Annotated in this window: 13 protein-coding genes; 6 read left to right on the top strand and 7 right to left on the bottom strand. The window is 64.2% G+C overall.

What is annotated here, in order from left to right:
- Window positions 1–17: 17 nt before the first annotated feature.
- Together ACUXV1_RS06555 and ACUXV1_RS06550 are read right to left on the bottom strand one after the other, a co-directional pair.
- The gene (locus tag ACUXV1_RS06555) at window positions 18–686 is read right to left on the bottom strand and encodes a DUF502 domain-containing protein (RefSeq protein WP_043632133.1); all 669 of its coding nucleotides are present in this window, start codon (window positions 684–686) and stop codon (window positions 18–20) included.
- Between the two features lie 6 nt (window positions 687–692).
- Complete coding sequence (locus ACUXV1_RS06550) at window positions 693–968, bottom strand: FmdB family zinc ribbon protein (RefSeq protein ID WP_114153413.1); 276 nt, start codon at window positions 966–968, stop codon at window positions 693–695.
- Window positions 969–1233: 265 nt separating this feature from the next.
- Here ACUXV1_RS06550 and fabI point away from each other — a divergent pair, with 265 nt between their 5' ends.
- From fabI to ACUXV1_RS06535, 3 genes are read left to right on the top strand one after another with little or no spacing between them, the layout of a single operon-like run.
- Window positions 1234–2010 carry an enoyl-ACP reductase FabI gene (fabI, locus tag ACUXV1_RS06545; protein WP_043632752.1) on the top strand — a complete coding sequence of 259 codons (777 nt, stop codon included), beginning with the start codon at window positions 1234–1236 and terminating at the stop codon, window positions 2008–2010.
- 11 nt (window positions 2011–2021) lie between these two features.
- Window positions 2022–2957 carry a phosphate acetyltransferase gene (locus ACUXV1_RS06540; RefSeq protein ID WP_043632128.1) on the top strand — a complete coding sequence of 312 codons (936 nt, stop codon included), beginning with the start codon at window positions 2022–2024 and terminating at the stop codon, window positions 2955–2957.
- Window positions 2954–4108: an acetate/propionate family kinase gene (locus ACUXV1_RS06535; protein WP_446014755.1), complete on the top strand. Its 1155-nt coding sequence runs from the start codon at window positions 2954–2956 to the stop codon at window positions 4106–4108. The genes ACUXV1_RS06540 and ACUXV1_RS06535 overlap by 4 nt, the downstream gene beginning before the upstream one ends.
- Window positions 4109–4204: 96 nt before the next feature.
- On the opposite strand, the gene ACUXV1_RS06530 is transcribed toward ACUXV1_RS06535, so the two are convergent.
- Together ACUXV1_RS06530 and rpsT are read right to left on the bottom strand one after the other, a co-directional pair.
- Entirely contained in the window at window positions 4205–5251 is a 1047-nt protein-coding gene (locus ACUXV1_RS06530; RefSeq protein WP_446020059.1) for a phospholipase A, read from the bottom strand.
- A gap of 92 nt (window positions 5252–5343) precedes the next feature.
- On the bottom strand, window positions 5344–5607 hold the full coding sequence (gene rpsT / locus ACUXV1_RS06525) for a 30S ribosomal protein S20 (RefSeq protein ID WP_039756090.1): 264 nt from the start codon (window positions 5605–5607) through the stop codon (window positions 5344–5346).
- A gap of 126 nt (window positions 5608–5733) precedes the next feature.
- Between rpsT and murJ the strand changes: the two genes are divergently transcribed.
- From murJ to queF, 3 genes are read left to right on the top strand one after another with little or no spacing between them, the layout of a single operon-like run.
- The gene (gene murJ, locus ACUXV1_RS06520; protein ID WP_446014752.1) at window positions 5734–7269 is read left to right on the top strand and encodes a murein biosynthesis integral membrane protein MurJ; all 1536 of its coding nucleotides are present in this window, start codon (window positions 5734–5736) and stop codon (window positions 7267–7269) included.
- 2 nt (window positions 7270–7271) lie between these two features.
- A complete protein-coding gene (locus ACUXV1_RS06515; protein WP_446014750.1) occupies window positions 7272–8039 on the top strand; it encodes a CPBP family intramembrane glutamic endopeptidase in 768 nt (255 codons plus the stop codon).
- A gap of 52 nt (window positions 8040–8091) precedes the next feature.
- Window positions 8092–8931: an NADPH-dependent 7-cyano-7-deazaguanine reductase QueF gene (gene queF / locus ACUXV1_RS06510; RefSeq protein WP_446014749.1), complete on the top strand. Its 840-nt coding sequence runs from the start codon at window positions 8092–8094 to the stop codon at window positions 8929–8931.
- A 223-nt stretch (window positions 8932–9154) separates the two neighbouring features.
- Here the strand turns inward: queF and ACUXV1_RS06505 are convergent, their stop codons facing one another.
- The 3 genes from ACUXV1_RS06505 to accC are packed head-to-tail and all read right to left on the bottom strand — an operon-like array spanning window position 9155 to window position 12515.
- The gene (locus ACUXV1_RS06505) at window positions 9155–10264 is read right to left on the bottom strand and encodes a DUF3426 domain-containing protein (RefSeq protein ID WP_446014747.1); all 1110 of its coding nucleotides are present in this window, start codon (window positions 10262–10264) and stop codon (window positions 9155–9157) included.
- Window positions 10261–11157, bottom strand: a complete 897-nt coding sequence (prmA, locus tag ACUXV1_RS06500; RefSeq protein WP_446014746.1) for a 50S ribosomal protein L11 methyltransferase — start codon at window positions 11155–11157, stop codon at window positions 10261–10263. Before prmA ends, ACUXV1_RS06505 begins: the two co-directional genes overlap by 4 nt.
- Window positions 11157–12515: an acetyl-CoA carboxylase biotin carboxylase subunit gene (gene accC, locus ACUXV1_RS06495; RefSeq protein ID WP_043592857.1), complete on the bottom strand. Its 1359-nt coding sequence runs from the start codon at window positions 12513–12515 to the stop codon at window positions 11157–11159. The genes prmA and accC overlap by 1 nt, the downstream gene beginning before the upstream one ends.
- Window positions 12516–12574 lie beyond the last annotated feature (59 nt).

Genomic DNA, 12574 nt, shown 5'->3' with positions numbered 1-12574 from the left:
CTAGACAGGGTGTCGGTCTAGCCCTGCCGATTATGTTCGTCGTTCAGGCGCGGACGCTGGGCGGCCGGCGGCGGATTCGGCGCCACCATGCCCATGGAGATCGCGTATTTCAACGCTTCGTCCACGCTCATGTTCAAGTTGCGGGTGTCCTTCTTGGCCACCATCACGAAATAACCCGAGGTCGGGTTGGGGATGGTGGGCACATAGACCCCGATGAACTCGTCGTCGGACAAGGATTCGGACACGACATCAGGCAGCGGGCCGGTTTGAAACGCCACCGTCCACATGCCGGAATGAGGAAACTGGACCAGCAGCGCCTTTTTGAAGGCCTGGCCGGAATCGGACAGCAAGGTGTCGCTGACTTGCTTGACGCTGTTGTAAATGCTCTTCACCACCGGAATGCGGGACAGCAGCGCGTCCCACATATCCAGCACGCGCTGGCCCAGCACATTGGCGGCCAACATGCCGGTGCCCAAAAGAATCATCACCGACAGCACCACGCCCAGGCCCGGCAGATGGAAGCCGAGCAAGGCCTCCGGCTGCCATTCCTGCGGCAGCAGGTTCAGCGTCTGGTCCAGCGAAGTGACGATCAGGTTCAACACCCACAGCGTCACGGCCAGGGGCAACCACACCAGCAAGCCGGTGACCAGATAGCCCTTTAGCGTCATTTTGATTTGCGGCGTCATTGGGGTTTACGCGCACCCACAGCCAGTGCCGCAACTATGCCCGCCGCCGCTGTCCGAAGACGCGCTGTCGGAGGATGCGGAGGATGAGCCGCCGGATGCGCCGCCCTTGAAGTCCGTGGCGTACCAGCCGGAACCTTTCAACTGGAAGCCGGCCGCGGACAGCTGCTTGCGATACTCGGCGCTGCCGCAGGCAGGGCATTGAGCGATCGGCTCGTCGCTGAGTTTTTGCAGGTGCTCTTTGGCGACGCCGCAGGCGCCGCAACGGTATTCGTAGATTGGCATAGCTTTGCTTCCCCACCAGTAATCATGATGGCATAATAAACCGAACTCATGCTGCACTGCACTATCCGAGCGAGAACTTCCGCTCGGCATGCCTAGTCGGACAGATGCGGACGAAGCGCCTCGAGATCAAGCCTTCGTTCCCGCCAAATCGTCGATTATATCCGACTGAATCGTCAATACAAAAATCCCTTTGCTTCATTAGCCCGCAATACTGCCCTGCAACCCTGCAAATCCCGGAGGTCACATGGTTTACCAAGAGGGTCAGATGGAAAGCATTCGCAACATTCTTGCCGGCAAGAAAGGCCTGATCGTCGGCATCGCCAATGAGAACAGCATCGCCTACGGCTGCGCCAGCGTATTGCGCGACCTTGGCGCGGAGTTCGCCGTTACCTACCTGAACCAGAAAGCGGAAAAATACGTGCGTCCGCTGGCCGACCAACTGGGCTCGCCGCTGGTGCTGCCGCTGGACGTGGAGCAGCCCGGGCAGATGGAAGCGGTGTTCGAGGCGATCCGCCAGCAATGGGGCAAACTGGATTTTGTCATTCACTCCATCGCCTTCTGCCCCATGGACGACCTGCACGGCCGCGTCACCGACTGCTCGCTCGCCGGTTTCCAGCAGGCGATGCGCGTGTCCTGCTATTCCTTCATCGAAATGGCCCGCTTGGCAGAACCCTTGATGATTCAGGGCGGCAGCCTGATCACCATGAGCTATTACGGCGCGGACAAGGTGGTGGAGAACTACAACATCATGGGCCCGGTCAAGGCGGCGCTGGAAAGCGTATCGCGCTACCTGGCCAGCGAACTGGGCGCCAAGAACATCCGCGTGCACGCGGTGTCTCCCGGCCCGCTGCGCACTCGCGCCGCCTCCGGCATCGCCCATTTCGATCAATTGATCGAGGACGCCATCGCGCGAGCGCCGCAGAACCGCCTGGTGGAAATCGAAGACGTGGGCACCACCTGCGCCTTCCTCATCTCCGAAGCCGCCCGCGGCCTGACCGGTCAGACCATCTATGTCGATGGCGGCCATCACATCAAGGCCTGAGGGAGCACGCCATGACTCGCGACGAACATGCTTTTTCCGACATCCTCCAACAGGCCGTCGGCCTGGGCCCGCTGCCGATGGCCGTGGCCCACCCCTGCAGTCGCGAAGCGCTGCTGGGCGCGGTGGAGGCAGCCGACCACGGCATCGCCACTCCCATTCTGGTCGCCCCCGCCGCCAGGCTGGCCAAGTTGGCCGACGAACTGGAAGTGGACCTGAAGCGCTTTGAGCTGGTCGACGTGCCGCACAGCCATGCCGCCGCCGAACAGGCGGTGACCCTGGTGCGCGAAGGCTACGCCGATATTCTGATGAAGGGCAGCCTGCACACCGACGAATTCATGGGCGAAGCGCTGGCGCGCGGCACCGGCATCCGTACCGACCGCCGCATCAGCCACGTTTGGATCATGAAGGTGGAAACCTATCCGCGTTATCTGTTCATCACCGACGCCGCGATCAATATCGAGCCCGACCTGCTGACCAAGCGCGACATCTGTCAGAACGCCATCGACCTGACCCAGGCGCTGGGCATTTCCCAGCCCAAGGTGGCCATCCTGGCGGCGGTGGAAACCATCAATCCGGCGATGCGCTCCACACTGGACGCCGCCGCGCTGTGCAAGATGGCGGATCGCGGCCAGATCACCGGCGCCATCCTCGACGGCCCGCTGGCCTTCGACAACGCCATCTCGCGCGAAGCCGCCGACAGCAAAGGCATCGTCTCGCCAGTGGCCGGCGACCCGGACATCCTGCTGGTGCCGGACCTGGAAGCCGGCAATATGCTGGGCAAGCAGCTGACCTATCTCGCCGCCGCTGCTTCCGCCGGCATCGTGATGGGCGCGCGCGCGCCCATCGTGCTGACCAGCCGCGCCGACGACGCCACCGGCCGCCTCGCCTCCGCCGCGGTGGCCAACCTGCTGGCGCACAAACGCCGGCAAAGCGGGCCCCGCTCATGAGCCGGGTACTGCTCGCCGTTAACGCCGGTTCCTCCACGCTTAAATTCCGCGCCTTCACCCCGGATGGACGCCAGTTGCTGGCGCGCGGCATGGTGGACCACTTTGGCCAGACCAAGCCGGAACTGCAATTGCTGGACGGCAAGGGCCAGACGCTGAGCCGCCACGCGCTGGACGACGGCAGCCGGGGCAGCGCCATCGCCGCGGTGATCAACAGCCTGGCCGATCAGCAGCTGGAGCCGCTGGCCGTGGTGCACCGGGTGGTGCACGGCGGCGGCCGCTTCACCGCCGCGCTGCGGCTGGACGCCGACATTCGCGCTCAGCTGGAGGACTATGTGGCGCTGGCGCCGCTGCATCAGCCGGTCAGCCTGTCCGTGATCGCCGCCTTCGAGGAGTACGACACCCGTTTGCCGCAGTTCGCCTGCTTCGACACCGCCTTCCACGCTCAGCAGCCGGAAGTGGCCACCCGCTTCGGCATCGCCCGCCACTGGCACGACGACGGCGTTCGCCGCTACGGCTTCCACGGCCTGTCCTACGCCGCAATCGCCCGGCGGCTGCCGGAACTGGGCCTGGACCGCGCCAAGGTGGTGGTCTGCCACCTGGGCAGCGGCGCCAGCGCCTGCGCGCTGGACGCCGGCCGCAGCATGGCCTCCAGCATGGGCTTCTCCGCGGTGGACGGACTGATGATGGGCAGCCGTCCCGGCTACATCGACCCTGAAGTCATCCTCTACTGGCAGGAACAGGCCGGCATGAGCGTGGCCGATGTGCGGCGCGAGCTGTATAAGAACTCCGGCCTGCTAGGGGTCTCCGGTCTCTCGTCCGATATGCGCGAACTGCTGGCCAGCGATTTGCCGGCGGCGCGCGAAGCCATCGAGCTGTTCTGCTATCGGGTGGCGCGCGAGGTGGCCAGCCTGGCCGCGGCGATGAAGGGCCTGGATGCGCTGGTATTCACCGCCGGCGTGGGCGAGCACTCGCCGGAGGTGCGCGGCCGAGTGCTGCAACAGCTGGCCTGGCTGGGCTTTGAAGCCGACCAGGCTGCCAACCTGGCCCAGGCCAGGCGGCTGACCACCGCCGCCAGCGCGCGCGCCGCCTATGTGCTGCCCACCGACGAGGAGGGCGAGATGGCGCGCCAAGCGGCCGCGCTGCTGCAATAAGCGCAGGGCCCGCCCATGGGCGGGCCCGCTGCCAGCCTGCTCACATTCTTTCCAGCAGCCGCGCAGCGGACTCCAGCCCCGGACAGCTCGCGAGGCTCACTCCAGCCAATCGCTCATCGTCAGGCCAATGCCCAGCGCGCGAGTGCGCACGTTGTAGTCGATCAGGCTTTCGCCGTAACCGTCGAAAGCCTGCACATAACCCCGCAACTTGCCCTTCACCGGGAAACTCCAGTCCAATTGCAGGCCGTGCTTGCCGCTGTCGAAATTAGGCCGCCACAAGGCGCTGAAAGTCTGGCCGCGATATTGGTAGATCGCCTGCAGATCGCCGTGCCCCATGTATTTCACGATATCCGGGTTGTCGTCCTTGTCGCCGGACTCCGGCAGCCGCGCCCACCAGCGTCCTTGCAAGGTAAACGGACCGTTGTCCAGCGCCGCCATCGCGTACACCCGGTTCCAGCTGCGCGACAAGGGATTGGCTCGGCCGTTGGATTGATGCAACAAACCCAGGCCGCCCATGCGCAGCCGGGTGTCGCCCCAGGCCCAGGCGGACGGCAACGGGAAGGTCAGGATCAGCTCCGGTTCGTAGTCGGTGCCGCGGAACGGCGCGGAATGCGCCTGGTTGTAGATTTGCCAATGCGATTGCTGGGTGTAGGCGAACCACAGGTTCAGCGGGGTATCGAACATGTCTTCCCACACCTTGGTCTTGAACGACAGCTGGAACTTGGCCTCGGTCTTGTCCAGATCCCCGCCCGGCGTCTGACTGGGCGAACGGGTTGGCGATTGCGGCTCGTTGTTGGGCCTGGCCATCTGCCAGACCGGCAGATAGTAATTGGGGCGGTACAAGCGGAAACCGAATGTGTCTCCACGGGAGCGGCCGTCCAAGTCCCACGCTTCTGCCAACCGGCTGGGCGCCGGCGCCGCGTCCGGCGGAACGCCGCCGGCCGAAACCTGCCGCTCCTGAGACGGAACGGCGGGGGAAGGCAAGGCCGCCGCCGCGGGCTGGCCGGCGGCTAGTCCGTCATAGCAGGCCAAACGCAGCTTGGCGTCCGCCAGGCGGCCGCACTCGGCCAGTTGCTGCGGCAGCTCCGCCGCCAAGGTCTGCGCCGCGCACAAAGCCAGCGCACATGCCGTCCATCCAGACATAGCCATGCCTCCCCCAGGGAAATCAATGCGCCAGACACACAAAAGGCTCCGCGATGCGGAGCCTTTGCGTATTCTTCAGCTCTGGGCTGTGATCAGGCCATGGCCTTGATCTGAGCCGACAGACGGCTCTTGTGACGAGCGGCCTTGTTCTTGTGGAACACGCCCTTGTCAGCAATGCGGTCAATCACTTTTTCGGAAGTGTGGAACACTACCTTGGCAGCGGCTTTATCGCCGGCTTCAACTGCCTTGAGCACTTTCTTAACTGCAGTACGGAATGCAGTACGCAGGCTGGCGTTGTGCGCGCGCTGCTTAAGGGCTGTGCGTGCACGCTTGCGAGCTTGTGCGCTGTTAGCCATGAATCTTTCTCCTGATGAGCGGAATCTGAAACCCGCGATTCTAAGCCCTAAACTCAGGTTTTGCAACAATAAACCTGGCGGCGTACACTAGCGGGCCTGCTCAACGCTAGATAAACCACCCGCAACATGAATCTGCTCAAGGCTCTGGCTGCTGTCAGCAGCATGACCATGGTGTCCCGCATCCTGGGCCTGGTCCGCGACACCATCATCGCTCGCGTTTTCGGGGCCGGCATGGCCGCCGACGCCTTCAACGCCGCCTTCAAGATTCCCAACATGCTGCGCCGCCTGTTCGCCGAAGGCGCGTTTTCGCAAGCTTTCGTGCCCATTCTGGGCGAATACAAGAACCAGCGCAGCGAAGAGGAAACCCGCGAATTCGTCGCCAAAATCACCGGCGTGCTAGGTTCGGTGCTGCTGCTGGTCACCGCCGTCGGCATGCTGGCCGCGCCTCTGATCATGTGGATATCCGCGCCCGGCTTTTACCGCGAGCCGGCCAAAGCGGCTCTGTTCGCCGACATCCTGCGCGTGTCCTTCCCTTATATTTTCTTCATTTCGCTGTCGTCCATGACCGGCAGCGTGCTCAACAGCTGGGGCAAGTTCTCGATTCCTGCCTTCACGCCCACCTTTCTCAACCTCAGCTTCATCGTGTTCGCGCTGTTCTTCAGCAGCCACTTTGATCCGCCCATCATGGCGCTGGCCTGGGCGGTGTTTGTCGGCGGCCTGGTGCAACTGGTGTGGCAGCTGCCCTTCCTGAAACAGATAGGCATGCTGGCGCGCCCGGTGTTCGCCTTCCGCGACCCGGCGGTCTGGCGCGTGATCAAACAGATGGGGCCGGCCATTTTCGGCGTGTCGGTGGCGCAGATCTCGCTGCTGATCAACTCCACCTTCGCCTCCTTTCTGCCCACCGGCAGCGTGTCCTGGATGTATTACGCGGACCGGCTGATGGAGTTTCCCTCCGGCGTGCTGGGCGTGGCGCTGGGCACCATCCTGCTGCCCTCTCTATCCAAACACGCGGCCACCCGCTCCGACGGCGAGTTCAGCGTGCTCTTGGACTGGGGCATCCGCCTGTCGTTGCTGCTGGCGGTGCCGGCCACGGTGGGCCTGGGCCTGCTGTCCGGCCCGCTGCTGGCCACGCTGTTCACCTACGGCAAATTCACCGCCCACGACGCGCTGATGTCGCAGCAGGCTGTGATCGCCTACTCCTTCGGCCTGCTCGGCCTGATTCTGGTCAAAGTGCTGGCGCCCGGCTTCTACGCGCGCCAGGACATCAAAACCCCGGTGCGCATCGCCCTGATCACCCTGTGCCTGACCCAAGTGATGAACCTGGCCTTCGTGTTCCCGCTCAAGCACGCCGGCCTGGCGCTGTCCATCGGTCTCGCCTCCTGCCTCAACGCCGGCCTGCTGCTGCGCGCGCTGCTCAAACGCGGCATCTACCAGCCCTCCGCCGGCTGGGGCGGCTTCCTCTGCAAAATGGCCGTGGCCATCGCCGCCATGGCCGCCGCCTTGCTGGCGCTGCAATGGCTGCTGCCCGTCCACTGGCACGGCCCAGCCTGGCAGCGCGTGGCCTGGCTCAGCCTGCTGGTGACGGCCGGCGCGGTCGTCTATTTCGCCGCGCTGTTCGCGCTCGGCTTCCGCCCGCGCGACTTCATGCGCCGCGAACGCTAAACATGAGCAGCCTGCCGCGCACGCCCTCCCTGACGCCGGCCGACCGCCAGGCCGCGGGCGTGCTGCTGGTCAGTTGCCTGTGCCTGACCCTGCTCTACTACCCCGCCAACCGCTACTGGATGCTGGACTGGCTGCAGCAATCGTGGCCGGCGCTGGGCCTGTCCTTCCGCCAGCAGGTGGTGCACAACCCGGACACCGATCTCTACCGCGCCGCCTATTGGGCGCTGGCCAGCATCGCCAGCTACTGCCTGCTGCCGCTGCTGGCCATCCGCCTGCTGGACCGCCGCCCGCTGGCCGACTTCGGCCTGGCCTGGCTGGACCGCGCCGCCTTGAAAACCGACCTGAAGCTGTTTCCGCTGTTCTACGCGGTGATGCTGCCCCTGGTGTGGTGGGCGTCGGGACAGCCGGGCTTTTTGAAGATCTACCCTTTTTTCCGGCTTAGCGCAGGCGAAAGCCTGTGGCCGCACTGGCTGCTGTGGGAGCTGTTGTACTTCGCCCAGTTCGCCGCGCTGGAATTCTTCTTTCGCGGCTATATGGTGCATGGGCTCAAGCCCAGGCTGGGCGTCAGCGCCGTCTTCGTGATGGTGCTGCCCTACTGCATGATCCATTTTGAAAAACCGCTGCTGGAAAGCCTGGCCGCCATTGTCGCCGGCGTCGCGCTGGGCGCGCTCAGCTATCGCTACCGCTCCATCTGGCTGGGCATCGCCTTGCATTGCAGCGTGGCGCTGACCATGGATGTGATGGCGCTGTGGCGCAAAGGCCTGCTTTAAAAAGCGGGGCACGCTCAGCGACGCCGCTTTGAAAACCGATATAATTCAAGCCATGAACACTCAAGCCATGTCCCCGGAGCAATCGCCTCTGGGCAAAACCGTCAGCTACCAGGACCATTACGCCCCCGACCTGCTGTTTCCGATCCCCCGCCAAGTCAAGCGCGATGAAATCGGCGTGGACGCCGCCGCGCTGCCATTTGCCGGCGTGGACATCTGGACCGGTTTCGAGCTGTCCTGGCTCAATGCACGCGGCAAGCCGCAGGTGGGCATCGCCACCTTCCGCATCCCCGCCGACAGCCCCAACCTGATCGAATCCAAATCGTTCAAGCTTTATCTGAACAGCTACAACCAGACCCGGATGGCCGGCCTGGACGCGCTGCGCCGCCAACTGGCCGACGACCTATCCGCCGCCGCCGGCAAGGCGATAGGCGTCGACATCATGCTGCCGCAAGAGTTTGGCGGCGAAACCATCGCCGAACTGGCCGGCGACTGCATCGACGATCTGGACATCGAGGTGGATAACTACGCGCCCTGCCCGCAGATCCTGCGCGCCGACGCCGACGATGTCGTCAGCGAAACCCTGTGCAGCCATCTGCTGAAATCCAACTGCCTGGTCACCGGCCAACCGGACTGGGGCAGCGTGCAGATCCGCTACACCGGCCCACGACTGGACCGCGAGGCGCTGCTGCGCTACCTGATAGGCTTCCGCCAGCACAACGAATTCCACGAGCAATGCGTGGAACGCATCTTTACCGATCTGCTGCGCGCCTGCGCGCCCAGCCGGCTCACCGTCTACGCGCGCTACACCCGCCGCGGCGGGCTGGACATCAACCCCTTCCGCAGCAATTGCGGCGAGATGCCGGTGGGGAATACCCGCACCGCGAGGCAATAAGGTTGTTCTAAGAACCAGTTCAAAGTCTGCTGCGCTTCGTGGAGCGTTGCACGGTGAGTACAAGATCAAAATGCTCATGCACCACGTGTACATTCCGCTTTTTCGCTCGTTTTCGCCTTGTCTCACCCTTGCTCGCGAGACTTTGAACAGGCTCTGAGCGGGAAAAGCAAACAGGCCGGCATTTGCCGGCCTGTTTGTCGTATTGGAAACGATGATCAATGGTTCAAGGGTAGAACCAATACAAGCTATACCCCATCGCATGCACCTTGCCCGCATCCAAGCGCATGGTCACCTTGACCTCGCTGTTGGCGTTGAAATGACCCAGCTTGAAATCGTCGGGCTTCAAATACTCCTTGGGCGCGAACACTTTGCGGATCAGCACTTGGTCGTCCGAATCCTTCAAGGTCACTTCCAGCATCGGATAGGCCTGGGAGTAAGTGGCGTGGTTCTTCAGCGTGGCGGATAACTGGATCAGATTGGGGAAATCCGGGACGAAGGCCAATTCCGACCACTCGGTGCGCACGCGGGCGATGTCGGTGGGCCAAGGCACCGCGCAGCCTACGGCGCCGCACAGGCTTTCCAGCGTCGGACGCAGCTCCGGCACTTCCGCCGCGATCCGGGTGCGGTTGAAATACACCAATTGGCCGGCCAACACCAGCACGCCTATCACCGAGGCGAGGACGGCCAGGAAGGTTAGCGCCGGATGGCGTCGACGCGGCGACTCGTCCGGCTCGTCTTCACGGTGGCTAGACAGCGGCTCGACGCGCGCTTCCTGCATCGGTCTGGCGGGGGGCTCTTCAAACTTGGGCTCAGCAATCGCTGCCGGCGCGGGTTCCGCTTCCGGTTCCGGCGCGGGGCGACGACGGTTGCCGAACACTTCCGGCGCGGGCTCCGCGGCGGCAGGCGGCTCGGCGTCAAACGGGTTGCCCAGCGGCGCGCTGACATGGCGATTCTGCATCGCCTCCGCCAAAGCGCGCTGGAACTCCTCGACGTCGGCGCGGGCGGCCGGGGCCTCCTCCGCCATCGGCGGGGGCATCAGCAATTCGTCCGGCGGGGCTTCCGCCGCGCTGGCGCCCGGATCGAAATCCGGCACTTCCAGCTCGAAATCGTCCAGCGCCTCGCGAGGCTGGGCAGCCGGCTGCGGAACGGCCGGCTGCGGCGCCACGGCGCGCGGGGGCTCCGCCGGCGGCGCTTCCGCCGCGACGAAGTGCTCGGTGGCGTTGAACACATGCGAACAGCGCCCGCAGCGCACCAAGCCATTGGCGGCCGCTAATTGGGCATCATTGACCTTGAAGCGTGTCTGGCAATTGGGGCACTGTGTCGTATATGTCATACCGTGGGACGTCGGGTTCCTGTCAGTCTGGTCCATCCTTCGTCGAACACCGGAGCGTCCATCTGGAACCATTGTTCGTAGATGGCCGACAATTCTTCGGCTTGTTCGGCGAGAATGCCTGAAAGCACGATTCTACCACCGGTTTTGACGTGGCTCGCCAGCAACTGGCCCAACATGCGCAGCGGATTGGCCAGAATATTGGCCAGTACCACGTCGTAGACCGCTTCCGGGTTCTGGTCCGGCAGGCGGAAATCCGCCTTGACCTGGTTCTGCTCGGCGTTGTCCTGGCTGGCCCGCACCGCCTGCGGGTCGATATCCACACCCAAGGCCGAGACCGCGCCCAACTTCAGCGCGGCGATGGCGAGGATGCCCGAGCCGCAACCGTAGTCCAGCACGCTTTCTCCGCCTTGCAGATGCGCGTCCAGCCACTGCAGACACAAGCGCGTGGTGGGATGGCTGCCGGTGCCGAAAGCCAGGCCCGGGTCCAGTTGCAGGTTGACGGCGTTCGGCGCCGGCGGTTCGTGCCAGGTCGGCGTGATCCACAGCCGGTCCGAAATCCGGATCGGATCAAACTGCGACTGGGTCAGACGCACCCAATCCTGCTCTTCCACCCGCTCCACGTTGTAGCTGGGCAGGTTCAGGCCGCAGGCGTTGGCGGCGGCGGCGATCAGCAGGGCCACGTCGGCCGCTTCATCAAACAAGGTGATGATGCGGCTGCGGCTCCACAGCTTGTCCACCGGCTCGCCGGGCTCGCCGAAAATGGGCTCTTCGCGCTCGGTGCCGGCAAAAGCGTCCTCGATCGCGGTGGACAGCGCGCCGGCGTCCATCAACGCGTCGGCCAGACGCTCGGCAACGGTTGACTCGGCGTCAATGGTGGCTTGCAGCCAGGCCATTACGCGCCCCCCTTTTTCTGCTGCGACAAACGCTGCTCCAGATAGTGAATGCACGTGCCGCCGCGTTGGAAGGCCGCGTCCATGAACAGTTCCTGATGCAGCGGAATGTTGGTCTTGATGCCGGAAATGGAGATTTCCGACAGCGCTACCCGCATCCGCGCCATCGCCTGCTCGCGGGTATCGCCGAAGGCGATCAGCTTGCCCACCATGGAATCGTAATGCGAAGGCACGGTGTAGCCCTGGTAAATATGCGAATCGATGCGAATGCCCGGGCCGCCGGCCGGATGGTAGCTTTCGATCTTGCCCGGGGACGGCACGAAGGTGAACGGGTCCTCGGCGTTGATCCGGCACTCCATCGCATGGCCGCGCAACACCACGTCTTTCTGTTTGTAGCGCAGTTTCTCGCCGGCGGCGATGCGGATCTGCTCTTGCACGATGTCGATGCCGGTAATCATCTCGGTCACCGGGTGCTCAACCTGCACGCGGGTATTCATCTCGATGAAGTAGAACTCGCCTCGCTCGAACAGAAATTCGAACGTGCCGGCGCCGCGGTAGCCGATGCGTCGGCAGGCTTCGGCGCAGGCTTCGCCTATCTTCTGGCGCTGCTTGTCGGTGATGCCCGGCGCCGGCGCTTCCTCGATGATCTTCTGGTGGCGGCGCTGCATCGAGCAGTCGCGCTCGCCCAGATAGATGGCGTTGCCGTATTCGTCCGCCAGAATCTGGATTTCGATGTGGCGCGGCTCTTCCAGGAATTTTTCCATGTAGACGGTGGGGTTGCCGAAAGCCGCGCCGGCTTCGGTGCGGGTCATCTGCACCGAATTGATCAGCGCGCCTTCGGTATGCACCACGCGCATGCCGCGACCGCCGCCGCCGCCGGCGGCCTTGATGATCACCGGGAAACCGATTTTCTTGGCGATCTTGACGATTTCGGCCGGATCGTCCGGCAAGGCGCCGTCGGAGCCCGGCACGCAGGGCACGCCGGCCTCTATCATCGCGTTCTTGGCGGACACCTTGTCGCCCATCTGGCGGATGGTGTCCGGACGCGGGCCGATGAACACGAAGCCGGACTGCTCGACGCGCTCGGCGAAGTCGGCGTTTTCCGACAGAAAACCGTAACCCGGATGGATGGCCTGGGAGTCGGTCACTTCGGCGGCGGCGATCAGGGCCGGCACGTTCAGGTAACTCTTGCCGCTAGGCGCCGGGCCGATGCAAACCGACTCGTCGGCCAGCTTCACGTACTTGGCTTCGCGGTCGGCCTCGGAATGCACCACCACGGTCTTGATGCCCATTTCGCGGCAGGCGCGCTGGATACGCAGGGCAATCTCGCCCCGGTTGGCAATCAGAATTTTTTCAAACATGGAATTCTCCGCTGGCGGGGGGGGGGGGGGGGGGGGGGGGGGGGGGGGGGGGGGGGGGG

It is taken from the genome of Chromobacterium sp. W521 (genome assembly GCF_052805975.1).
Note: the sequence above shows the minus strand (reverse complement) of the source record. Positions and strands in the feature narration are given on the sequence as shown.

Coding starts and splice junctions, on each gene's coding strand:
- ACUXV1_RS06555 (WP_043632133.1), bottom strand. CDS start 686: ATGACGCCGCAAATCAAAATGACGCTAAAGGGCTATCTGGTCACCGGC.
- ACUXV1_RS06550 (WP_114153413.1), bottom strand. CDS start 968: ATGCCAATCTACGAATACCGTTGCGGCGCCTGCGGCGTCGCCAAAGAG.
- fabI (WP_043632752.1), top strand. CDS start 1,234: ATGGAAAGCATTCGCAACATTCTTGCCGGCAAGAAAGGCCTGATCGTC.
- ACUXV1_RS06540 (WP_043632128.1), top strand. CDS start 2,022: ATGACTCGCGACGAACATGCTTTTTCCGACATCCTCCAACAGGCCGTC.
- ACUXV1_RS06535 (WP_446014755.1), top strand. CDS start 2,954: ATGAGCCGGGTACTGCTCGCCGTTAACGCCGGTTCCTCCACGCTTAAA.
- ACUXV1_RS06530 (WP_446020059.1), bottom strand. CDS start 5,251: ATGTCTGGATGGACGGCATGTGCGCTGGCTTTGTGCGCGGCGCAGACC.
- rpsT (WP_039756090.1), bottom strand. CDS start 5,607: ATGGCTAACAGCGCACAAGCTCGCAAGCGTGCACGCACAGCCCTTAAG.
- murJ (WP_446014752.1), top strand. CDS start 5,734: ATGAATCTGCTCAAGGCTCTGGCTGCTGTCAGCAGCATGACCATGGTG.
- ACUXV1_RS06515 (WP_446014750.1), top strand. CDS start 7,272: ATGAGCAGCCTGCCGCGCACGCCCTCCCTGACGCCGGCCGACCGCCAG.
- queF (WP_446014749.1), top strand. CDS start 8,092: ATGAACACTCAAGCCATGTCCCCGGAGCAATCGCCTCTGGGCAAAACC.
- ACUXV1_RS06505 (WP_446014747.1), bottom strand. CDS start 10,264: ATGACATATACGACACAGTGCCCCAATTGCCAGACACGCTTCAAGGTC.
- prmA (WP_446014746.1), bottom strand. CDS start 11,157: ATGGCCTGGCTGCAAGCCACCATTGACGCCGAGTCAACCGTTGCCGAG.
- accC (WP_043592857.1), bottom strand. CDS start 12,515: ATGTTTGAAAAAATTCTGATTGCCAACCGGGGCGAGATTGCCCTGCGT.